A 23,334-nucleotide genomic window follows, 5' to 3' on the forward strand; every position below is an offset into this window, starting at 1 on the left:
TATGAGAGAATTTTTTAAAGACATCCCCAAAATCAAATACGAGGGCAAAGACAGCAAAAACCCTTTGAGTTTTAAGTTTTATGAGCCCGACAGGGTGGTAAGGGGCAAGACAATGCGCGAGCATTTGAAATTTGCCATGAGTTATTGGCATACGCTGTGCGGCCAAGGGATAGATATGTTTGGCGCTGCTTCCATGGACAAAAGTTTTGGCGGGACTAATCCTATGGAAATAGCCAAGCTAAAAGCATACGCCGCGTTTGAGATTTTGGACAAATTAGATATTGACTTTTATTGTTTTCATGATCGCGATGTAGCGCCCGAAGGCGACACCTTGGCTGAAACCAACAAAAACCTAAAGGAAATAGTCAAATTGCTAAAACAGCTTCAGCAAGATTATAACAAAAAATTATTATGGGGCACGGCAAAGCTGTTTGAACATCCCCGATATATGAACGGCGCGGCGACTTCGCCTTCGGCAGATGTGTTTTGTTACGCGGCCGCCCAAGTCAAAGAGGCGCTGGACGCCACTATGGAGCTGTCGGGCGACGGCTATGTCTTTTGGGGCGGAAGGGAAGGCTATGAAACCTTGCTCAACACCAATATGAAACTGGAGCTTGACAATTTGGCCAGGTTTTTGCGAATGGCCGTGGATTACGCCAAGAGCATAGGCTTTGAGGGCGATTTTTATATAGAGCCCAAGCCGAAAGAGCCCACAAAACACCAATATGATTTTGACGCCGCCACCGTCATTGGATTTTTGAAATCTTACGGGCTTGACAACTATTTTAAGCTAAACATAGAAGCCAACCACGCGACCTTGGCGGGACATACTTTTCAGCACGAGTTAAGGATGGCCATAGACAACAAAATGTTCGGCTCTATTGACGCCAACCAAGGCGACGCTTTGCTGGGCTGGGACACCGACCAATTCCCCACGGATGTATATCAAACTACTCTTTGTATGTATGAAGTCCTCTCGGCAGGCGGCTTTACCAAAGGCGGGCTTAACTTTGACGCAAAGGCGCGCAGAAGTTCCAACACATTCAAAGACATATTTATCTCGCATATAGCGGGCATGGACGCCTTCGCTATAGGGCTTATCGCCGCGGACAAAATCATATCGGACGGGCGCATAGATAGTTTTGTCGCCCAAAGATACCAAAGTTTTACGACAGGCATAGGCAAAAAGATAGTGGAAGGCAAAACCAGCTTAAAAGAGCTTGCCGAAATCGCTTTGACTTTGGACGAGATTAAAGTAGAAAGCGGCGGCCAAGAATATCTTGAGAGCGTCATCAACCAAATACTGTTTTCATAAAAAAACTAAAGAAAAAAAACCAAAGCAAAAAGGACAGCCAACATCAAAAAAACGCTGTCCTTTTGCATATTATAAGGGGGAAAATGATGAGCAATTTGATTATTGCCCAATCCTCAAAAATTATACGCCATAAAGCGTTATTTATTGTTTTGCGAATAAAATTCGGGCGTTTTTAAGATGCCTCTTTTTACCAAAGGCCTCAAAGCGAAATATAGCGGGACGCCTATCCCTATGACCGCGCCCGCTTGACCCGCCAGCACGGTCGCCACGCAAAGCCAATAACCAATCTCTTCGCCGACCAACAAAAGTATTATAGGGACTGTAAAAGCGTTTATAACGACAGGCGGGACAACGCCCAGCCAAATTTTTTTGGAATATCTTGTCAAAATAGCGGCAACCAAAGTCGCCAAAGAGCCCAAAATCATATCAATAGGCCCGTACATATATGCGTTTGCCAAAAAACAACCCACAGCCAGCCCCGGTATCGCCTCCACAAAAAACAACGGCAATATGGTAAGGGCCTCCGAGACCCTGAACTGAATAGGGCCGTATGATATCGGCTGGAGCAAAATAGTAAGCCCCGCGTATAAAGCGGCGATTATCGCGCCCCTGACTATTTGGATGGTCACAATTTTTTTCATTAATCAAAGTTTACTAAATTTTTTCGGTTATGACAATATTTTTCGCGCTTTGACGTTATCGTTAAAATATTATTTTTTTTAAAAATCATAATTATAATAAACATATAATAGGTATTTTATGATATAATACACAAAAAAAGGCGGCAAGCAATGGCAATAAGCGAAAAGCATATAATTGAAACGCTAAGGGTTATGGAGCGAATGGGCGTGTTCTTGGCATCGGGCAACAACCCGCCTAATTTAATGACTTTGGGATGGGGCGCGATAGGCTATATTTGGAACAAGCCCGTGATAATCACGCCCGTAAGATACACGAGATACACTTATGACTTGATAGAAAAATACCATGAATTCGCCATATCCGTTCCCCGAAAAGACCTTTCGGACGCTTTGCTTAGGTGCAGTCAAATCACGGGACGCAATACCGACAAGTTCAAAGAATTGCACCTGCATCCCACGCGCGCGAAATTAATAGACACATATATTGTGGCTGATTGCGGTCTGCATTTGGAATGCAAAGTTTTGTATAAGGGCGGCATGGAGGGCTTTAATTTGATTGACCAAAATATCAAAAGCCAATTCTATGAGAGCAAAAATTTCCATACTATGTTTTTTAGCGAGATTGTAGCGGCATATGAGACTATTTAATTGTTTTTAAGAAAATTTTTTATTTAAGGATGTTATTATGTTTTCCATATGGGTCAGGACGCTGAAAGAAGACAAACTTCAAAAAAACGCCATCATAAATTTTGGGCAAAAATTTAAAAAGGGCGACTTTTTTGATTATGTGTCTAAGATTTGCAACGAGCTTGACATTCCCACGCCTGTGATTTTATCAAAGCATGTTAACCATTTCGCGTCTTTTAACAACACCCATTTTACCAAAGAAGATTTTGTTGAGCCGATAGATTTTGACAGATTGGTTTTGGAGTTTTGCAAAGAAGACGGCCAAAATAATTAATTTTTAAGGCTTTAGAGTTTTTTAAAAATTATAAATTGATTTTAGTAATTTAAGTTTTTTTCAAAAGTCTTAGCGGTTTTTAGTTATAAAATTATATTTCGGCGTATAAATATTTATGCGTTTACTTTTTTTGCGCTGTATGTTAAAATAATGCAAAAATAAATAAGTAAAACAATAAGGAAAAACCCATGAAAAAAAGTCTTGCTTACAAAATAATAGAATCCCATTTGGTTGAAGGACAGATGAAGTTCGGCGAGGAAATCGCCATCAAAATAGACCAAACGCTTACTCAGGACTCAACGGGCACTATGGCGTATTTGCAGCTTGAGGCCATGGGCATTGACAAGGTAAAGACCAAAAGGTCAGTCGCGTATATCGACCACAATACATTGCAAACAGGTTTTGAAAACGCCGACGACCATGCCTATATAACAAGCGTGGCGCTGTCCCACGGAGTGTATGTTTCCAAACCCGGCAACGGCATTTGCCATCAGGTCCACCTAGAGCGCTTTGCCGTTCCAGGAATGACGCTTTTGGGCTCGGATTCGCACACGCCCACGGCGGGCGGCATAGGCATGCTTGCCATAGGCGCGGGCGGCTTGGATGTGGCCGTGGCGATGGGCGGCGGCGCCTATCACCTTTTAATGCCCGAAATTATTAATATTGAGCTTAAAGGCCAGCTTGTCAATAACACATCCGCCAAAGATGTAATCCTAGAAGTATTGAGGATTTTAAGCGTAAAAGGCGGAGTGGGCAAGATTATAGAATACAGCGGCGAGGGTGTGCAGACTTTGAGCGTGCCCGAGCGCGCCACAATAACCAATATGGGCGCGGAGTTGGGCGCGACCACTAGCATATTCCCGTCCGACCATATAACCAAGCGCTTTTTGACCGCGCAAGGCAGGGGACAAGATTTTGTAGAGCTAAAAGCCGACGAGGGCGCGCATTACGACCATAAGATTGTGATAGATTTGTCCAAGCTGGAGCCCTTGGCGGCTTGCCCGCATTCGCCCGATAACATAAAAAAGGTCAGCGAGCTAAAGGACATCAAGGTTGACCAAGTATGCATAGGCAGCTGCACCAACTCTTCATATTTGGATTTGATGAGAGTGGCGGCAATCCTAAAGGGCAAAACAATAGCGCCCCATATCAGCCTTACCATAAGCCCGGGCAGCAAGCAGGTTTTGAGCATGCTGGCGCAAAACGGCGCGTTGTATGATATGATAAACGCGGGCGCCAGAATATTGGAAAGCGCTTGCGGGCCGTGCATAGGAATGGGACAAGCGCCCAAGACCAACGCCGTATCGGCGCGCACCTTTAACAGAAACTTTTACGGGCGAAGCGGAACAAAGACCGCCCAAGTTTATTTGGTAAGCGCTGAGACCGCGGCTTTGACCGCGCTACACGGGCATTTTGTGTCGCCCAAGGATTATTTTAATGAAACCATAAAAATAGAAATGCCCGAAAAGTTTTTGATAAACGACAACCTAATACTTAAGCCCGAAGATTTTCCCGATATTGAGATAGTAAGAGGCCCTAACATCAAGCCTTTTCCTGTTAACGCCAAACTTGCCGACATTGTATCGGGCAAAGTATTGCTGAAAATGGAAGACAACATAACCACGGACCATATTATGCCCTCGGACGCCAAGCTCTTGCCGTTTAGGTCCAATATACCGTATTTGTCCGATTATTGCCTTACGCCCATAGACAGCGAATTTCCCCAAAGAGCCAAAAAAGAAGGCAACGGATTTTTGGTAGCGGGCAACAACTACGGTCAAGGCTCTTCCCGAGAGCATGCCGCCCTGGTCCCTTTGTATTTGGGGATAAAGGGCGTTTTGGCTTTGTCGTTTGCCAGAATCCATAGGGATAACCTAATCAACAACGGCATCTTGCCTTTGGAGATAATAGACCCGCAGGATTATAAAGACTTGTCGCAAGACGACGAGTTAGTCATAGAAAACGCGCCCCAGCAGGTTTTAAGCGGCAAGGTCGCGGTAAAAAACATTACCAAAAACAAAATTATAAAGGCCGCGCTTAATATAAGCGAGCGCGCCAAGAAAATTCTGGTCGCGGGCGGACTGTTAAACAGCGTCAAAAACCTATAAAAAACAATCACCAAAAAGCGTATCGGATTATAAAATATTGATAAGGCAAAAAATCCCAAAAAGAGCTTTTTTAAAAAAAAGCAAAGGAGAAAATAAAATGACCAAGTTAGAACGAGAAATTTTAAAAATTCTTACGGACGACGCAAGACATACGCCCAAAGAAATAGCCGTCATGCTGGGCGTGGAAGAACAAAAGGTAAAAGACACCATAAAAGAGCTTGAGACAAAGGGCATTATAGTGAAATATACCGCTATTATTAATGAGGAAAAAATGGGCAAAGACTTGGTTGAAGCGTTTATAGAAGTCAAAGTCAGCCCCCAGCACAATCGCGGCTTTGACGCCATTGCCGAGGAAATTTATCAATTTGAAGAAGTCAAAAGCTTGTATCTTGTGAGCGGGGCTTATGACTTGGCCGTTATAGTAGAAGGCAAAACCTTAAAAGAAGTAGCCATGTTTGTATCCCAAAAACTATCCACTTTGGAAAGAGTCATAAGCACGGCCACGCATTTTATCCTCAAAAAATACAAAGACGGCGGCGTGCTTTTGAACGGACACTTAAACAAGAGGCTGCCTGTCTATGTTTGATTTTGAAAGCCGATTAAGCACAAGGGTCAAAAAACTTCGTTCAAGCGGAATAAGAAAGTTTTTTGACCTAATCAACGAATATCCCAACGCGATATCTTTAGGCGTGGGCGAGCCCGATTTTATCACGCCGTGGACAATAAGAGACGCCGCTATCAAGAGCATCCAAAAAGGCTATACCCAATACACTTCCAATTGGGGTTTGCTTGAGCTAAGGGAGCAAATATCAGCGTATTTGGATAGCTTTTATGGGCTAAAATACAATCCCGCGGACGAAATTATGGTTACCGTGGGCGCGAGCGAAGCCATAGATTTGGCGCTAAGGGCCGTTGTCTCGCCGGGCGACGAGGTATTGATACCCGAGCCGTCCTATGTGTCCTATCATCCGTGCGTGACATTGTGCGACGGCGTGCCTGTGTCCGTCAAAACCGAACTAAAAGACGACTTTAAACTCACGCCCCAAAATATCCTAAACGCCCTAACCCCCAAAACCAAAGCCATAATCATTCCGTATCCCAATAACCCCACGGGCGCTTTTATGAATAAGGACGACCTCAAAAAAATAATCCCTATTATTTTAGAGCATGACTTGATAGTTATCTCGGACGAAATATATAGCTTTTTGACTTACGGCGCGGAGCATGTCAGCATCGCTTCTTTGAACGGAATGAGAGAAAGGACGCTGGTTATCAACGGCTTTTCCAAAGCTTTTGCAATGACAGGCTGGAGATTGGGATTTTTGGCCGCGCCCAAAGAGGCTATTAAGCACATTATAAAAATACACCAATACACAATAATGTGCGCGCCCACGTTTTCTCAATACGCGGCGGTTACGGCGCTAAAAAACGGCGCGGCGGACAATTGGTCGGACATTTTGTCAATGAAACAAGATTACGACAAAAGACGGAGATTTATTATACATAGATTTAATCAAATGGGCCTAAAATGCTTTGAGCCGCGCGGCGCGTTTTATTCATTCCCTAATGTGGAGATTACGGGAATGGATGGGGACGAATTCGCCCAAAGATTATTGGAAGAAAAACAGGTAGCCGTGATTCCGGGGTCTGTTTTCGGCGAGTTCGGCAAATATCATGTAAGAGCTTGTTACGCTACGGCGCTAAAAAGCCTTAACGAAGCCCTAAACCGCATAGAAGAATTTGTCCAAGAACATAAAAAGTAATACATTTTGCGTTCTTTTAGGCATATAATTATGTATCGGCTTTTGGATAAGGCGCTGTATGCATATTTTTATAGTATTTTAGTCAAGTTAACAAACACAAGAAGCAAAATACAAAAAATTAAGGGTGTCTTAGATAAGATTGACTTTACCCAAAGCATAATATATAATAATTCAATTAAATAACACTATTATTTGGATGTAAAGGAGCTTAAAACATGCCGCAAGAAATTACCGCCGAAGGCAAGAAAAAGCTTGAAGAGAGATTAAGCTATTTGAAAAATGTCGCAAGACGCGAAGTCGCCGAGCGCATCAAAGAGGCCAGAGAATTCGGCGATATCAGCGAAAACGCGGAATATGACGCCGCAAAAGAAGAGCAAGCGATGATTGAGGGGGAAATTTTTGAAATTGAGGCCAAACTTCGCACAGCCATTGTCATTGAAGACGGAAAGCACGATATTGACACCGTGGGCGTAGGCAGCACGGTGAAGATTTTGGACATGGATACGAACGAGACTTTTACTTATAAGATAGTCGGCACTGTTGAGAGCGACCCCGACCAAAACAAGTTGAGCAAAGAATCGCCCGTGGGCAAAGCGCTTTTGGGCCATAAGAAAAACGATATAGTGGAAGTTACCGTGCCCTCGGGAAAAATCAAGTTTAAGATTTTGAAAATCAGTTAATCTAGGTTAAAGGATATAAAAGGATATAGTATGTCAAACGATCTACAAACGCAAGCAACCCAAGACCAAAACGAGATTTATCTACAAAGAAAGGAAAAGCTGCAGGCGCTTATCAAAGAGGGAAAAAACCCCTTTGAGAAAACGCGGTTTGACAAGACGCATTATTCTTTGGATATTATCAAGCGTTTTGAAGAGCTTGAAGGCCAAGAGGTCAAGGTTGCCGGCCGTATGATTACTAGACGGATTATGGGCAAGGCAAGCTTTGCGCATTTGCAGGACAATTTGGGCAAAATCCAAATCTATATCCGTGCCGATACGCCCGATATTGACTATAACGAGTTCAAAAAATGGGACATAGGCGATATTTTGGGCGTTTGCGGAAAAGTGTTTAAGACCCAAAAAGGCGAAATAAGCGTCCATGCCGAAAAGATAGAGCTTCTGAGCAAGTCCCTATTGCCCTTGCCCGAGAAATATCACGGGCTTAGGGATACCGACCTTCGTTACCGCCAAAGATATTTGGACTTGATTGCCAATCCGGAAGTCAAAGAGGCGTTCGTGACAAGAAGCAAGATAATTACGGCAATCAGGCAGTATCTGGACTTAGAAGGATTTTTGGAAGTGGAAACGCCCATACTAAACACAATAGTGGGCGGGGCTAACGCGCGGCCTTTTGAGACTTACCACAACACGCTGGGGCTTAAGATGTATATGCGCATCGCGCCCGAACTATATCTAAAAAGGCTAATCGTGGGCGGGTTAGAAAAGGTATACGAGCTTGGCAGGATGTTTCGCAACGAAGGCATGAGCGTCAAGCACAATCCCGAGTTTACCATGGTTGAATTATATGCCGCGTATAAAGATTACAACGATATGATGGCGTTGACAGAAAATATATATAGCTATGTTTTGGACAAGCTGGGTTTTGACAAAACAATAACTTACAACGGCGAGCAAATCAATCTTGCGACGCCGTTTAGAAGGCTGTCCATGATTGACGCCGTAAAAGAATATGTCGGAATTGATTTTTCCAAAACCGACGATATAAAAAAATTAAACCAAGAGGTCCAAGCCAAAGGCGTCCAAACCGAAGCCGATACTTGGGGCGGCTTGCTGTATGACGCTTTTGACCAGCTGGTAGAGGCTTGCCTTATACAGCCTGTATTTATTATTGATTATCCCGTAGAAGTGTCGCCTCTTGCCAAGAAAAAGCCGACTGATCCAAGACTAACCGAGCGGTTTGAGCTGTTTATTTGCGGCAGGGAAATGGCCAACGCTTACAGCGAGCTTAACGACCCTATAGACCAAAGAACAAGGTTTTTGGAACAAGCCCAAAAGAGAATAGAAGGCGATGAGGAAGCGCATATGAACGACGAGGATTTTGTGACGGCGCTTGAATACGGAATGCCGCCCACGGGCGGATTGGGCATAGGAATAGACAGGCTTGTTATGCTTTTGACCGACAGCCCGTCAATAAGGGATGTTATTTTATTTCCGACAATGAAACCCAAAAAAGAATGATGGATAACAAAATCACCAAGGAAAGACTTAATAACCATTTGGAATATGATTGGTTTAAATATATTTTGTTCATTTTAGCCGCTATATTTTTATGGGTTTTTATTTATTCCGTTCTGGATAAAGCCAAAGACTACCAAAAACTTGATATTTTTGTTACCGTCCCGTTTTCCGACGAAAAAGCGCAAGAATTTGAAACCGATTTTATTAAGTATCTCAACAGCTTGGGCGACGACACTATAAAAGAAGTTAATTTTATTTATCATAATTATTACGACCAAAACACCATTCACGCTATTTTAGCGACCTCCTTTGCCACATACGACCTTGTGATCGCCCAAGAAGACGCTTTTAGGTATCTTGCGGCAAGCGGCAGGCTTGTGAGTTTTGATTTTGAGTATGATTTTGTCTCAGACCAAAGACAAATAAAGGGCAGCGTCTTTGACGGCTTTGTCGTAAAGGAAGGCGGCGAGCAAATCGCGATAAGCCCTTATCTTAACAGCGGCGATTTTTCGGCGTATTATGTGTTTGACCAAGCCCAAAAAGACAAACTAGAGCAAGAGTATGAAGAGCTTGAAGCGCCCGACCACATCTTTGACAAAAAATTTGGCATAGAGCTCAACGCTTTAGGGCACGATATTTTATTGGACTATGAAGAAATTATCCAAGACGGACAGCCCACAGGCGAATATATAAAATATTATATGGGCGTTATTAATCCTAACCTTTCCCGATCTGCAGGCGGCGGCAACAAGGGCGTGTTTAACGCGCAAACGCAATCCATTGAGTTAAAACATGCTTGGGACGCCATTATATTCCTCAAAGAAAACAAAGAAGCTTACGCATTATAGACCAAAAGGATTTTTTACAAATGAACATTTATGAGTTGCTAAGGCAATACGCCCAAAAAAATCCCGCAAGATTTCACACCCCCGGACACAAAGGATTATTGGACGCGTACGACATTACCGAATTGGACTTGATAGATTACGGCAGTGCCACTTCTTATCTTGCCGCGGCCGAAAGAAAAACCGCGCAATATTATGAGGCGAAATACTCCCATTATCTTATAAGCGGCGCCACAAGCGGCATAATAACATTGATTTCGGCTCTGTCTAAGGGCAGGATAATTGTGGCTAGGGCTTCGCATAAGTCAATTTTTAACGGATGCTTGCTGTCGGGCGTAGAGCCTTTGATAATAGAAAACGAAATAAAAGACGATATCGCTTTGCCCCTTAGCCCCAAATTAATAGAAAAAGCGCTTCTAGCCAATCCCGATGTAAAGGCGGTTTTTTTGACCGCGCCCAATTATTACGGCATTAACACGGACTTAAAGGCAATCAAAGAGATTATAGGCGACAGGTATCTTTTGGTGGACGCGGCGCACGGCGCGCATTTTGGCGCTGTGGCAGAATTGCCGCCCAACGCCACGCAATACGCCGATGCGTGCGTTTTGAGCGCCCACAAAACGTTGCCCGCTTTTACCCAAACGGCGTATTTGAATGTCAACAACGAAAAATTAGAAAGCGCGGTAAGGCGTATTTTGTCGTTAAGTATGACCACGAGCCCGTCGTTTTTGTTTTGGGCGGGACTTGAATACGCTACCGAATATTTAATGGACAACGCCGAGCATTATAACACCTTAAAAAAGGCTATAGAGCGTTATTTACCTTTTAGAATGCCAAACGACGATTTTACGCGCATAGTCATTGACCTAAAGCCTTATAACATAAACGGCGCTCAAGCTAACAAGTTTTTGCAAAGATATCATAATGTCTATTGCGAATTCGGCAACCAAAGATATATAGTCTTTATAATCTCAATTGTGGACACCGAAGAGACCGTAAAAAAATTAGGTTTGGCTTTGCAAGATCTGTTTGAAAAAGCCAAAGACCTTCCTCCTTACGATTATAGCCAAAGGGTTTCTATTAAGCCGGCAAGAGCCCTAAGCTTTATTGACGCGGCTATTAAAGACGCCGAATATGTGCGTCTTAACGAAAGCGAGGGCAGGATAAGCGCGGTAGAGGCGGGGCTTTTTCCGCCTTGCTTGCCCGTAATAACAAGAGGCGAGATTATCACAAAAGAGATTATTGAGGTATTGTCGTCCAATAACACCTTCGGGCTTAACAACGGCAAGATTTTGGTGTTAAAATAATAGATTTTATGTTAAAATTTTAAAAAAGAGTATGCTTGCCCAGTTTTCTTAAAAAATTTTTCTTGGAAAACAAATGAAAGCAAAATTTATCACAATAGAGGGCTGCGACGGCAGCGGCAAGTCCACGCAAAAAAGGCTTTTGCTGCAATATTTAAAAAGCCGCAATATTGAGGCGGTGGATACCCGCGAGCCCGGCGGCACGCCTGAAGCCGAAAAAATCCGCGAGCTTATTTTGGACACAAGCCTGTCTAAGATGTCGGGCGTTACCGAGCTATTGCTGTATACCGCTTCCAGAGTGGAGCATGTGCAAGGGCTAATTTTGCCGTCTTTAAAGGCGGGCAAATTTGTGGTCTGCGACAGGTTTATAGATTCTACGCTAGCCTATCAGGGTTATGCGAGGGGCTTGGGCGTTGACTTTGTCAAGGCGATTTTTGAGCTTACCACGCCCAATTGCTGGCCCGATGCGACTATTTTTTTGGATGTTTCGCCCCATATCGCTTTTTTAAGGAAGGGCGGCCGGGACGCGCGCGACCGTATGGAAAACGAAGCCCTTAGCTTTCACCAAAAAGTTTATCAAGGGTTTTTAAACCTAAAAGAACAATACAAAGACCGCATAATCAGCATAGACGCCTCGGGCGAAAAAGAGCAAACATCAGCCTTAATAATAAAGGCGCTTATGGATAGGGGCGTTTTTTAGGCGAATATTTTTGGGATTGATTTGGCGTTTTGGTTTGGTGTATAATATGATTGTCCAAAAAAGCTTATAAGAGGGAAAATAATGAAATTGATTATCGCTGTTGTCAACAAAAGCGACGCCAAATTATTAATCAAATCGCTTTTAAAAGGCGGTTTTTCGGTTACCAAGATGTCCTCAACGGGCGGTTTTTTGAAAGTCGGCACAAACACGTTGCTGATAGGGACTCAATCCGAAAGAGCCGACCAAGCGATAGAAATAATCAAAAACACTTGCAAACAGCACAAATACGACACCAGCAAAGTAATCCGCGAATACCGCAGCGCGATTGAAAACGACAGCAAGGAAATAGTTGTCGGAGGAGCGACGATCTTTGTTGTTGAAACCGAAAAAATAATCAAAGTTTGAATAAATGATAAAATATCAAAATCTATTCCAAAAAACGCGAGTTTATAAAACAATAGACAACGACCTAAAGCTTGATAATCTATCCCATAGTTATCTAATAATTACCGACGATAACGAGGTAAAACATAATTTAAGCGCGTTTTTGCTTGCGCGTATTTTTTGCGCCCAAGGCATCAGCCCTTGCGGGGGATGCCCTTCTTGCCAAAAAGTAATTTCCAAGACGCATACGGACATCCATTATTACGAGGGCAAAATTACGGTAGAAGATATCGCCAAAATAATAGGGCAAAGCGCCCTAAAGCCTTACAGCGCCGATAAAAACGTATTTGTCATCTATGACCTGCAAGATATGAACATACCCGCCCAAAACAAGCTTCTTAAAACTTTGGAAGAGCCCCAAAAAGGCGTCGTGTTCTTAATGTTCGCGGCTGACGCGTCTATGGTCTTGCCCACCGTTTTGTCCCGCTCGCAGGTTTTTTATTTTGAAAAATTCAGCGCGATAGATATCCAAAATCAGCTAAGCGCCCAGTTTGACCAAGACGATGCGTTTATAGCCGCCTCAATCAGCGGCGGAAGGCTGGATACCGCCGTCAAATATCTAAACGACGACGAATACAGGGCGATGTATGACTTGGCGTTTGAGATTATCAACAACATGCAAAAAAGCGCCGATATTTTGGATTACTATCAGAAAGTGGAAAGGCACAAAAACCGCCTAAAAGAATTTTTGGAATTGTTTTATATCGCCATCAGGGATATTATGGTAATTCAGTGCGCGGATATAGATTTGGTGTTGTGCAAAAACAGGATTAATGATATAATGGTTGCGGCTTCAAGTATATCATTAAAAGCGGCGACGCAAATACTTGACTTGATTGTCCGCATGCGGCAGCGGTTATTTTACAGCGGCAATCTGGTTTCCGTGATAGACGAATTGTTGTTTTCTTATCTGGAGGTTAAGGCATTATGCCAATAATAGCAGGAGTTAAATTTAAAAAGACCAATAAAATATATTATTTCTCGCCCGAAAATCTAGAACTTAACGAGGGCGACGGCGTTATAGTTGAAACTGCGCGCGGCATTGAATACGGCACAATCGTGATAACCCCGCGCGAAGTTGACGAGAGCAAGATTGTCCAGCCCCTAAAGCCCATCTTAAGAAAGGCGACTGAAGAAGATATACAAAAACTAAAAGAACAAGAAGCAAAAATCCCAGAAGCTCTCAAAATCGCCGAAGAAAAAATCAAAAAGCACAATTTGGAAATGAAGTTGATTGATGTGGAATACACATTTGACGGCAATAAGATAATCTTTTATTTTACCGCGGACGGAAGGGTGGATTTTAGGGAGCTTGTCAAGGATTTGGCTTATGCCTTCAAAATCCGCATAGAGTTAAGGCAAATAGGCGTGCGCGACGAGTGCAAGATGGTAGGCGGCCTCGGCCCTTGCGGTCGGGAATGCTGCTGCGTGGCGCATCTGTCCGAATATAGCAAAGTCAATATCAAAATGGCAAAAAACCAAGGGCTGTCTTTAAACCCGTCCAAGATAAGCGGGCTTTGCGGCAGGCTGATGTGCTGTTTGGAATACGAAAACGAGCATTATCTGGAAACTGCCCAGCGCATGCCCAAAATAAACAGCGAGGTCATTACCCCTCAAGGCCCGGGAATTGTGGTCTATAACAATATGATAAAAGAAATTGTCAAAGTCAAAGTTTTGGTAAAAGACGATTATGAGATTATGGACTTTAAGCTGGAAGATATCACAGCGAAGGAAACTTTGGCCGAAGAACTGGACCAAGAAGTAATCATAGACGAGAGCATACAAAGCCTTATTGATTGACAAAAAGGGGTTGAAATTTTTATACAAAGCTTATATAATTTTATTATATAAAAATAAGGAGCAATAATTATGGCATACAAAATCAGCGAAGAGTGTATTTCTTGCGGCAGCTGCGTTTCAGAGTGCCCGGTTGAAGCTATTTACGAAGGCGAAACCCAATATATCATAGACGGGGAAACTTGCATTGACTGCGGCAGTTGCGCGGAAGTTTGCCCCGTAGGAGCTATTTCGGCCGACTAAGCTAAAATTTTAGTTTAGACTAAAGCGCTAAAAATCTCTCTTAAAAAACTTTAGGAGAGATTTTTTTGTTTATATGGAAAATTTAAGCTATAATAAACCTATGGATATTAATATAAAAGACCTAAGGCTTGACGACTTGCAAGTCAACGAACTGAGAATTTACCAGCACAAAGATAAATATTGCTTCACTTCGGATGCGGTGATATTGGCCAATTTTGCCCGCGTCAAAAAGAACGAGGTTTTTGCCGACTTGGGCAGCGGCAGCGGCATAATTTCTATTTTGTTGGCGGGCAAATACAACGCTTCTTTGGTCCACGCCGTAGAGATTCAAGAATATTTGGCCAAGATGAGCCAGCTTAGCGTCGATCTAAACAATTTGGGGCATAAGATAAAAGTCCATAATATTCCCATGCAGACCGCTTATAAAGTATTGGGCAAGCATACTATGGACGCCGTTATTTGCAATCCGCCCTATACGCGCCAAGGCGACGGCGAAAAAAATCAGGATTTGGAAATCGCCATATGCCGCCACGAGATAAAGGTAAATCTAGAAGAGGTAATAAAAAGCGCCGCCGATTTGGTCAAATATGGCGGAAGGTTTTATCTAATTCATCAGGTAGAGAGGCTAAGCGAAATATTTCTTTATTTTCATAAACACAAATTTGAGCCCAAAAGGCTGAGATTTGTCCAGGGCAAAACAGGCCTAAGGCCTAACCTTGTCATGATAGAGGCGCATTCTTACGGCAACGCGGGACTTATCGTGGAAGAAAATTTGGTCTTATACGACCAAAACGGGCAAGAGACGCCCGAGCTAAAACAAATTTACGGCAGGATTGAAAAATGAAAGGCAAACTATATGTTACGGCGACCCCTATAGGCAACCTAAGCGAAATGAGCCCAAGAGCCATAGAGACATTAAAAAGCGTTGATTTTATTTTGTGCGAGGACACAACGCATAGCAAAAAACTCCTAAGGCATTTTGAAATCAGCACGCCGATCAAAAGCTATCACAAGTTTTCCGAAGCCAAGAGTATTCCCGATATAATCAACCAACTAAACGCAGGTCGCGACATAGCGCTTATTACGGACGCGGGCATGCCTACCATATCCGACCCGGGCGCAAGGCTTGTTAGCGCTTGCCACCAAAATAATATCCAAGTGCTTGTAATAAGCGGACCAAGCGCCGTAATCAACGCGGCGGCGCTTAGCGGCATGTGCGAAAATGGCTTTATCTTTATCGGTTTTTTGCCCGAGAAAAACAAAGAAAGGCAAAAAATATTGCAGCTATACGCGTATTTGCCCATACCTATGATTTTGTTTTCCGCCCCGCATAATATTCAAGACGACTTGCGATTTTTGTATGAAAATTTGGGCAGCCGCAAAATAGCTGTTATCAAAGAGATGACCAAGATGTTTGAGGAGATTGTGTTTATAAACCTTGAAGATTATCAAAAAATAGAGCCCAAAGGCGAGTATGTTTTGGTAATGGAGGGCAGCCCCCCAGAAAATCCGTTATTGGAATTATCAATTGAGGAGCATTTAAGATATTATTTGGACCAAGGCGAACCAAAAAAAGACGCTATCAAGAAAGTGGCGTCCGAGCGGAATTTAACCAAAAACGAAATTTACCAAATTGCCATAAAATTATAAAAACCTGACCAAAAAACACCCCGCCAAAACGCTTATCAAGCTTGACAAAAGCGCGACAGGCACGGCAAACCTTAGTTTACGCACCTTGCTGGAGGCGAAATAAACCCCGGCGACGTAAAAAACGGTCTCGGACGAGCCCATCATCACGCAGGCCGCTCTTGAGGCGTAGCTGTCGGGTCCGTGCTTGGTCATAATGTCGTTAAGAAGCGCCAGACTGCCCGAGCCGCTGAAAGGTCTTAGCAAGGTCAATTCGGCGAGTTCGTTCGGTATCCCCAGAAAATTAAAAACAGGCGACAGGACGCTAGCCAAATAATCCGTAACGCCGCTTAGCCTCAAAAGGTTGACAGCAATCATAATGGCCGCTATATAAGGGAAAATACCAATCCCCAGATTTACAGCGCCTTTTGCGCCCTCAGTAAAATAATCGTAAGCGGGGATGTTTTTGAAAGTTACTATCAAAAATAATATAAAAAATATAGCGGGCAAAATATAATCAGTCATATTTTTGGCGCCTTTTTTTGCGGTTTTTGATTTTGATAATGATTTTTACCAATAACACGGCGCTTAAAGTCGATAAAAACGATGTGATAATAGTGGGCAATATTATATCCGCGGGGCTTGCGCTTTTTAAAGCCGCCCTTAAAGAAATTATCGTGGTCGGCAATATTTGTATAGACGAAGCGTTAATTACAAACAGCATAATCATAGCATCGGTGGCGACGCCGCTATGGTCGTCCATGCTGTTAATTGCCTTAATGCCCATAGGCGTCGCGGCGTTGCCCATTCCGAGCAAATTGGCGGCGATATTCATGCTGATATATTGGGCTGTGGTATCCGAAACCCTGCCGAATAGGAAATATATCATAGGCCTTAGCCCTACCGACAACTTTTTGTTAAAGCCTGTTTGTTCTAAGATATTGAGAATGCCCAGCCAAATCGCGTATAGCGCCATAAGCGAAAAAGACAGCTTCAAAGCGTTGTTTACGGCGTCAATCATCCCTTCCAAAGTGTCTTGGGGCTTTGCAAAAAACATGGCGACAACGCCTATAAGCATCAATACCGACCAAATTTTGTTCATTGTAATATAATATGACCAAGCTTGTCTTGATATGAAAACCAAAAAAAGCATAATGTTTGGTTTGACCTTGGCGGTAATATTTTACAAAAAAATCCAAAAGATATATAATTAAAAGAAAATTAATTTAAAAAAGGTTTTATCATGAGCAAAAAATATTATATAACCACGCCGATTTATTATCCCAGCGGCAATTGGCATTTGGGACATTGTTATACTACCGTTTGTTGCGACGCGCTCGCGAGATTTAAGCGCCTTCAAGGCTATGATGTTTATTATCTAACCGGCACGGATGAACACGGGCAAAAGATACAAGAACGCGCGCGCCAGCATAATATAGAGCCCAAAGAGTTTGTTGACGGGCTAGTTAGCGATATCAAAAAATTATGGAAGCTTTTGGACATAAGCTATACCAAATTTATAAGAACAACCGACGACGAGCACAAGGCGGCGGTGCAAAAGATATTTAGCAAGCTGTATGAAAAGGGCGATATTTACAAATCGTCCTATGAAGGATGGTATTGCACGCCTTGCGAGTCGTATTGGACGCAAACCCAGTTAAAAGACGGCAAGTGTCCCGATTGCGGGCGCGAAGTAAAATTGACCAAAGAAGACAGCTACTTTTTCAGGCTGTCCAAGTATCAAGACAGGGTGGAAGAGCTTTTGACCAAAACTGAGTTTTTAGAGCCCAAGTCCCGAGTCAATGAAATGGTCAATAACTTTATAAAGCCCGGGCTCGCTGATTTGTCGGTTTCCCGCACGAGCTTTGATTGGGGCGTAAAAGTGCCTTTTGACAGCGACCATGTGATTTATGTTTGGATAGACGCGCTATCCAATTATATCACGGCGCTGGGCTATACATCGGATGATGAGAGCGATTTTGAGACCTATTGGCCCGCCGATTTGCATATGATGGGGAAAGAAATCATAAGGTTTCACACTATTATATGGCCGGCGATTTTGATGGCGCTTGAGCTGCCCTTGCCCAAAAAAGCCTTCGCTCACGGCTGGATTATGCTTGGCGGCGACAAAATGTCCAAGTCCAAAGGCAATGTGGTTGACCCTTTTATTTTGGTGGACAGGTACGGGCTTGACGCTGTCAGGTATTATCTTTTGACGGCGTTGCCCGCGGACGGAACGGACGGCGCATACACCAATGAGGCTTTTATCAAAAAGATAAATACCGACCTTGTCAACACTTTGGGCAATTTGGTAAGCCGCACTATCGCGATGACCGAGCAATATTTTGACGGCGCGATACCGTCTCCTGAGATAGAAGACGAAATAGACCAAGACTTTGCCAATGCAGTAAAAAATATTTACAGCAAGGTAACCGATTTGTTGGAAAAGATTCAGATCAATAAAGCCTTGGAAGAAATTATCTTATTGACAGAGCGCGCCAACAAATATATAGACCAAACGCTGCCGTGGGTTTTGGCAAAAGACCCCGACAAAAAGGGCAAGCTAAAGACGGTAATTTATAATCTTTGCGAGTGCATAAGGACGGTTGCCGTGTTATTGAGGCCTTTTTTGATTAAGACCCCGGACAAAATATTTGAGCAGTTGGGAGTTAACGACGAGGATTTGACCGCGCTTGAGAGCGCCGGACAATTCCCCAAAAAATTAGCGGGCTGCAAGGTCAAAAAAGGCGAAATATTGTTCCCAAGGCTTAAACTAGAAAAAGAACTGGAAGAGCTTTCCAAGCTGTGTTAAAGGCGATTTAAAATGCTTATAGATACCCATGCCCATCTTAACGACCCTAGATATAAAGATAACTATAAAGATATAATCCAAGACTTGCCGCGGCATAATGTGGGCCGAATAATTTGCGCAAGCTACGACAAGCAATCGTCCAGCAAGGCCTGCAAGATAGCTTCTGAGTTTGATATAGTATATTTTTCCGTAGGAACGCATCCCCATAACGCCAAAGATTTTGTCAAGGACGACTTAAAGTTTTATCAATCTTTTGCCGATCAAGAGAAATTGGTGGCCATAGGCGAAATAGGGCTTGATTACCATTACAATTTTTCGCCCAAATACGCCCAAAAATCCGCTTTTTTGTATCAACTGGAAATGGCGCATATCTTGGGCTTGCCCGTTATCGTCCATAGCCGCGAAGCATATGACGACACGCTTAAGATTTTGGACGACAACCAAGAATTTACCAAAAACGGCATTTTGGTGCATTGTTATACGGGCGACTTGTATTTTGCCCAAGAGATATTAAAACGCGGGTTTTATCTTTCTTTTGGCGGAGCGATAACATATAAAAACAACCATTTGGCTTACGAGGTAATAACCAATATCCCGCTTGATAAAGTGGTTTTGGAAACGGATTGCCCTTACTTAACGCCCATGCCGCACAGAGGCAAGATTAACGAGCCAAAGCATATAAAATATGTGGCCGAAAAGATAGCCGAATGGAAAAATATCGCCGCAGAGCAAGTAGAACAAATCACCGCCCAAAACGCATATGATTTTTTTAAGAAGATGAAATAAATTTTTTTGAGGCCAAACGGCGAAAAAATACTGCGAAAAAAAATATTTAAAGATGAATAAGAATAATTATATTTACGAATACGGACAAAAGTTATATATAAATTTGACCAACAGGTGCAGCAATAGATGTTCGTTCTGCATAAGAAATAATCTAGACGAAGTTAACGGATATAATCTATGGCTTGAAAAAGAGCCCGAAGCCCAAGAAATTATAGCCTTGCTTGAGCAAAAAGATTTGTCCAAATATCCCGAGGTAGTGATTTGCGGCTACGGCGAGCCTACTTTTCGGATAGAACAGCTTGTGGAAATCGCCCAATATCTAAAATCGCGCGGCGCAAAAGTAAGGCTGGACACCAACGGTCAGGGCAACCTTATTAATAATTACGACATCGTCCCTAAGCTAAAAGGCAATATAGACAAGGTCAGCATAAGCCTTAATCATTACAACGCGCGGGAGTATGACAAAATTTGCCTTAGCGTGTTTGGCGAGCAAGGTTTTTACGCAATGCTAGACTTTGCCAAGGCCTGCAAAAACGCGGGGATAGACACAAGGCTTACCGTCGTGGATGTTTTAAAAGAAGAAGACATAAACAAATGCAAACAGCTGGCCCAAAGTCTTGGCATTAAATTGGATATAAGAAGCTATATAGATAAAAAGCAATAAAAAAAACAAATATAAAAAAACAAATTAGCCCAAACTAACTAAATTAGTTTGGGCTTACTTATGCGCTTTTTTTGTAATTAACATTGATTATAGATATATTAATATGATATAATAAGTCAATTTCAAATAAGAAAACAAAAAAAATGGACGCGAGAATAAAAGCCCTTCAAAAAATCAATATAATATCTTTGGTCGTCAACGCTTTGCTCGCGATAATGAAAATCATTACGGGCGTTTTCGCCTTGAGCGCGGCGGTAATGGCGGACGGCGTCCATAGTTTATCGGATATAGGCACTACCGTTATTTCAATGATAGCGGTAGGTTTTAGCTCGGAAAAAAGCGACAAGCACCATCCATACGGTCATGAAAGGATAGAGTTTGTAATCAGCATTGTCATCGCTTTTGTATTGATTATCACGGCGGTCGGCTTTTTGGCAAATTCAATAAAGGGGCTTATCTTGCCGCCCGAGCCGATAAAGTATCTCAATGTTTCAATAATTATTATGATCATTTCTATTTTTATGAAAGAAGGTCTTTATCAAATAAGCATAAGGGCCAGCAAAAAACACCATTCCCAAGCGATAAAAGCGGCGGCGATAGACAACCGCACGGACGCGTTGAGCTCAATTGCCGTTTTGATAGGCTTGATTTTCGCTTATTTTAACATATATTTTATGGAACAAATAGCGTCCATTATAGTCGCGGGCATTATATTGTTTGAGGCGATCAAAATCATAGTCATCAGCGCGAAACAGCTGATAGACAGCTCGGTAGGCGAAGAAATTGAAAACAAAATAAAAGAGCGGGCTATGAAAATGACCGATATTTTGGCGATAGAAAGCCTAAAAACCCGCAAGTTTGGCAGTCGTTTGTATGTGGACATAGATATAATAGTGGACAAAAATGTTTCATTTGAGCGCGCGCACGAAATAAGCCATAATGTCCACGATTTAATTGAAAAAGAATTTAACGCCAAGCATGTTCAAGTGCATACCAGCCCGTCAAAATAAAATACCTTATATGATATAATAGTTTTGTGCCCATATGTTTAAGTCGTCATATATTAAAATAAGCATATAATTTTTTTGATGTTGTGGTCTTTCCATATGCCCATAAAAGCATATATTTGCATATAACAATTGCTTGTGCTAAACTAAAAAGCAAGGGTGTTTGCAAAGTGGTCAAGTTCAATAACGATTGGGACGATATTTTAAAAGACGAGTTTCAAAAAGATTATTACAAAAAGATACGAGAGTTTTTAAAATACGAATATACGCATTATACGGTATATCCCGATATGTATGATATTTTCAACGCCTTAAAGACCACATCTTTGGGCGATGTAAAAATCGTCATATTGGGACAAGACCCCTACCACGGCGAAGGCCAAGCGCACGGCATGTGTTTTTCGGTCAAGCCCAATGTTCCTATTCCGCCGTCGCTGCAAAATATATTTTTGGAATTAAAAGATGATTTAGGGCTGAAAATCCCCGATAACGGATGCTTGATAGAATGGGCGATGCAAGGGGTGTTATTGTTAAACACTGTTTTGACCGTAAGGGCGGGCAGGCCAAACTCCCACAAAAACATAGGCTGGGAGATTTTTACCGACCAAGTCATTAATATAATTAACCGGCAAAAGCAAAATGTCGTGTTTTTGCTGTGGGGCAATAACGCAAAAAGCAAAAAAGTTTTGATAGATGCTGATAAGCATTACATATTAGAAACCGTCCATCCCAGCCCGTTTTCCGCATACGGCGGTTTTTTTGGCTGCCGCCACTTTTCCAAAACCAATCAATACCTAATTGAGCATGGAATACAGCCGATTAATTGGCAAATATCAGACATAAAAGACAACCATTATCTTTATATGGTTAGATAAAATATAAAAAGACAATTATTAACCGTCGCGAAATAAAAAAACCAAACCTTTATTATTTTGAATTTTAAAAAAACATAAAATTTTTTTTGAGAGCATAAGCGCCCGCAAATTTGAATATTTTTTGGCTAAAACTAGATGCTATATTTATTGCGATTTCGCGACAAAAAACACATTTAATTTAATTCATTTGTAAAAAAGCGGCATAGTATTTATAATATAATAAAATTAATATAATCAAAGGATAAAAAAGATGTATTACACGCAAGAAGAATATAAAAATAATAACAAACAACAAAGAACCAGCGTTTTATTAATAGCTGTCTTATTAGTATTAAGCTTATTATTGGGCGCAGTTATTTCATATTTTATTTATAAAGCTATTGAGCCCGAAAGAGTGCCGGGCAGGTTAATCCAAAAAACCGCCATTGACTATAAAGTCACAGACGACGCCGAAGTTGTTATTGCCCAAAACAATTTGCCGTCTATGGTTATGATAGAAGTAAAAAGGGGCGGCAGTCAATTCTCGGGAACGGGCTTTATAGCGGATTATGCTGAAAACGGCGGCGCCAAAAACCCGATAATAATGACCAATTATCATGTAATAGCTGAGGCGGTTGAAAATTTTGGGTATAAGATTTATATAAAATTGTTTGACAAAGCCGATTTTTTTGACACGCCTGCGCTAGTTTTAGGTTATGATTCTGAAATTGATATCGCCGTTTTAAAATTGGGCATTGATTTACAGGATGTAGAATATAGAGTCGTGGAGTTTGGCAACAGCAGGCAATTGCGATACGGCCAAAGGGTAGTGGCGATAGGAAACGCGTTAGGCGGCGGGTTATCCGTCACTTCGGGCGAGATAAGCATTCCCGAAGTGGTGCAAGAAATTCAATTAGAAGGCAGCAAAGCCGACGGCACAATCCAGCATTTGATTCAGACCAGCGCCGCGATCAATTCGGGCAATAGCGGCGGCGTGCTTTTGAACATGTCGGGCAACGGCGAGGTAATAGGCGTTAACACTTACAAAGTAATGGCGCAAACAATCACTCTAGGCCAAAAGATAGATATCCCCGCCGATAATGTTGGTCTTGCCGTGCCGTCCAATATGGCCGTGGCGATATTGGATTATATAAAAAGCAGTAGCGGCAATTATGACCAAAGCATAGGCGAAGTAGCTAGAAAAAGAGATATCTTGAAGCTTAATTTAAAAAATGTAAGCGTAGTAATGGACGGGCAATTTAACAA

At 42.4% G+C, this 23,334-nt stretch carries 26 protein-coding genes; 23 read left to right on the plus strand and 3 right to left on the minus strand.

Annotated elements, in window-relative coordinates; genetic code table 11:
• Position 1: 1 nt before the first annotated feature.
• On the plus strand, positions 2 to 1,315 hold the full coding sequence (gene xylA / locus GX756_04395) for a xylose isomerase (GenBank protein ID NLC17100.1): 1,314 nt from the start codon (positions 2 to 4) through the stop codon (positions 1,313 to 1,315).
• A gap of 137 nt (positions 1,316 to 1,452) precedes the next feature.
• Here the strand turns inward: xylA and GX756_04400 are convergent, their stop codons facing one another.
• Entirely contained in the window at positions 1,453 to 1,956 is a 504-nt protein-coding gene (locus GX756_04400; GenBank protein NLC17101.1) for a QueT transporter family protein, read from the minus strand.
• A 150-nt stretch (positions 1,957 to 2,106) separates the two neighbouring features.
• Here GX756_04400 and GX756_04405 point away from each other — a divergent pair, with 150 nt between their 5' ends.
• The 16 genes from GX756_04405 to rsmI all read left to right on the plus strand — a co-directional run bounded on the left by GX756_04405 (position 2,107) and on the right by rsmI (position 15,969).
• Complete coding sequence (locus GX756_04405; GenBank protein NLC17102.1) at positions 2,107 to 2,604, plus strand: flavin reductase family protein; 498 nt, start codon at positions 2,107 to 2,109, stop codon at positions 2,602 to 2,604.
• Between the two features lie 37 nt (positions 2,605 to 2,641).
• On the plus strand, positions 2,642 to 2,917 hold the full coding sequence (locus GX756_04410; protein NLC17103.1) for a hypothetical protein: 276 nt from the start codon (positions 2,642 to 2,644) through the stop codon (positions 2,915 to 2,917).
• Between the two features lie 188 nt (positions 2,918 to 3,105).
• Positions 3,106 to 5,025, plus strand: coding sequence for an aconitate hydratase (locus GX756_04415; GenBank protein ID NLC17104.1), 1,920 nt, complete (start codon positions 3,106 to 3,108; stop codon positions 5,023 to 5,025).
• A 97-nt stretch (positions 5,026 to 5,122) separates the two neighbouring features.
• Complete coding sequence (locus GX756_04420; protein ID NLC17105.1) at positions 5,123 to 5,611, plus strand: Lrp/AsnC family transcriptional regulator; 489 nt, start codon at positions 5,123 to 5,125, stop codon at positions 5,609 to 5,611.
• On the plus strand, positions 5,604 to 6,788 hold the full coding sequence (locus GX756_04425; GenBank protein NLC17106.1) for an aminotransferase class I/II-fold pyridoxal phosphate-dependent enzyme: 1,185 nt from the start codon (positions 5,604 to 5,606) through the stop codon (positions 6,786 to 6,788). The genes GX756_04420 and GX756_04425 overlap by 8 nt, the downstream gene beginning before the upstream one ends.
• Positions 6,789 to 7,003: 215 nt before the next feature.
• Positions 7,004 to 7,468: a transcription elongation factor GreA gene (greA, locus tag GX756_04430; GenBank protein NLC17107.1), complete on the plus strand. Its 465-nt coding sequence runs from the start codon at positions 7,004 to 7,006 to the stop codon at positions 7,466 to 7,468.
• A 30-nt stretch (positions 7,469 to 7,498) separates the two neighbouring features.
• Positions 7,499 to 8,986 (plus strand): lysine--tRNA ligase, encoded by a 1,488-nt coding sequence (gene lysS / locus GX756_04435; protein ID NLC17108.1) that lies wholly within the window; start codon positions 7,499 to 7,501, stop codon positions 8,984 to 8,986.
• Positions 8,983 to 9,834 (plus strand): hypothetical protein, encoded by an 852-nt coding sequence (locus tag GX756_04440; GenBank protein NLC17109.1) that lies wholly within the window; start codon positions 8,983 to 8,985, stop codon positions 9,832 to 9,834. Before lysS ends, GX756_04440 begins: the two co-directional genes overlap by 4 nt.
• Positions 9,835 to 9,854: 20 nt before the next feature.
• Positions 9,855 to 11,138 carry a hypothetical protein gene (locus GX756_04445; GenBank protein ID NLC17110.1) on the plus strand — a complete coding sequence of 428 codons (1,284 nt, stop codon included), beginning with the start codon at positions 9,855 to 9,857 and terminating at the stop codon, positions 11,136 to 11,138.
• A 73-nt stretch (positions 11,139 to 11,211) separates the two neighbouring features.
• The gene (locus GX756_04450; protein NLC17111.1) at positions 11,212 to 11,835 is read left to right on the plus strand and encodes a dTMP kinase; all 624 of its coding nucleotides are present in this window, start codon (positions 11,212 to 11,214) and stop codon (positions 11,833 to 11,835) included.
• Positions 11,836 to 11,916: 81 nt separating this feature from the next.
• Positions 11,917 to 12,240 carry a hypothetical protein gene (locus GX756_04455; protein ID NLC17112.1) on the plus strand — a complete coding sequence of 108 codons (324 nt, stop codon included), beginning with the start codon at positions 11,917 to 11,919 and terminating at the stop codon, positions 12,238 to 12,240.
• Between the two features lie 4 nt (positions 12,241 to 12,244).
• Entirely contained in the window at positions 12,245 to 13,216 is a 972-nt protein-coding gene (locus GX756_04460; protein NLC17113.1) for a DNA polymerase III subunit, read from the plus strand.
• Complete coding sequence (locus tag GX756_04465) at positions 13,207 to 14,079, plus strand: stage 0 sporulation family protein (GenBank protein ID NLC17114.1); 873 nt, start codon at positions 13,207 to 13,209, stop codon at positions 14,077 to 14,079. Before GX756_04460 ends, GX756_04465 begins: the two co-directional genes overlap by 10 nt.
• A 69-nt stretch (positions 14,080 to 14,148) precedes the next feature.
• Positions 14,149 to 14,319, plus strand: a complete 171-nt coding sequence (locus GX756_04470) for a 4Fe-4S binding protein (protein NLC17115.1) — start codon at positions 14,149 to 14,151, stop codon at positions 14,317 to 14,319.
• 73 nt (positions 14,320 to 14,392) lie between these two features.
• On the plus strand, positions 14,393 to 15,163 hold the full coding sequence (locus GX756_04475; protein NLC17116.1) for a methyltransferase: 771 nt from the start codon (positions 14,393 to 14,395) through the stop codon (positions 15,161 to 15,163).
• Positions 15,160 to 15,969, plus strand: coding sequence for a 16S rRNA (cytidine(1402)-2'-O)-methyltransferase (gene rsmI, locus GX756_04480; GenBank protein ID NLC17117.1), 810 nt, complete (start codon positions 15,160 to 15,162; stop codon positions 15,967 to 15,969). The genes GX756_04475 and rsmI overlap by 4 nt, the downstream gene beginning before the upstream one ends.
• Here rsmI and GX756_04485 read toward each other — a convergent pair.
• Positions 15,964 to 16,470 carry a spore maturation protein gene (locus GX756_04485; protein ID NLC17118.1) on the minus strand — a complete coding sequence of 169 codons (507 nt, stop codon included), beginning with the start codon at positions 16,468 to 16,470 and terminating at the stop codon, positions 15,964 to 15,966. The two genes, rsmI and GX756_04485, sit on opposite strands and share 6 nt — an antisense overlap.
• Positions 16,463 to 17,047, minus strand: coding sequence for a spore maturation protein (locus tag GX756_04490; GenBank protein ID NLC17119.1), 585 nt, complete (start codon positions 17,045 to 17,047; stop codon positions 16,463 to 16,465). Before GX756_04490 ends, GX756_04485 begins: the two co-directional genes overlap by 8 nt.
• A gap of 141 nt (positions 17,048 to 17,188) precedes the next feature.
• On the opposite strand from GX756_04490, the gene metG reads away from it, so the two are divergent.
• From metG to GX756_04520, 6 genes are all read left to right on the plus strand, one after another.
• A complete protein-coding gene (metG, locus tag GX756_04495; protein NLC17120.1) occupies positions 17,189 to 18,757 on the plus strand; it encodes a methionine--tRNA ligase in 1,569 nt (522 codons plus the stop codon).
• A 12-nt stretch (positions 18,758 to 18,769) separates the two neighbouring features.
• On the plus strand, positions 18,770 to 19,543 hold the full coding sequence (locus tag GX756_04500; GenBank protein ID NLC17121.1) for a TatD family hydrolase: 774 nt from the start codon (positions 18,770 to 18,772) through the stop codon (positions 19,541 to 19,543).
• Between the two features lie 52 nt (positions 19,544 to 19,595).
• On the plus strand, positions 19,596 to 20,207 hold the full coding sequence (locus GX756_04505; GenBank protein ID NLC17122.1) for a radical SAM protein: 612 nt from the start codon (positions 19,596 to 19,598) through the stop codon (positions 20,205 to 20,207).
• A gap of 143 nt (positions 20,208 to 20,350) precedes the next feature.
• The gene (locus tag GX756_04510) at positions 20,351 to 21,217 is read left to right on the plus strand and encodes a cation transporter (protein ID NLC17123.1); all 867 of its coding nucleotides are present in this window, start codon (positions 20,351 to 20,353) and stop codon (positions 21,215 to 21,217) included.
• Positions 21,218 to 21,384: 167 nt separating this feature from the next.
• The gene (locus GX756_04515) at positions 21,385 to 22,089 is read left to right on the plus strand and encodes a uracil-DNA glycosylase (GenBank protein NLC17124.1); all 705 of its coding nucleotides are present in this window, start codon (positions 21,385 to 21,387) and stop codon (positions 22,087 to 22,089) included.
• 250 nt (positions 22,090 to 22,339) lie between these two features.
• Positions 22,340 to 23,334: trypsin-like serine protease (locus GX756_04520; protein NLC17125.1), on the plus strand; the 995-nt coding region annotated here is incomplete at its 3' end.

The organism is Clostridiales bacterium, from assembly GCA_012512255.1.
In the GTDB taxonomy this organism is placed as follows: domain Bacteria; phylum Bacillota; class Clostridia; order Christensenellales; family DUVY01; genus DUVY01.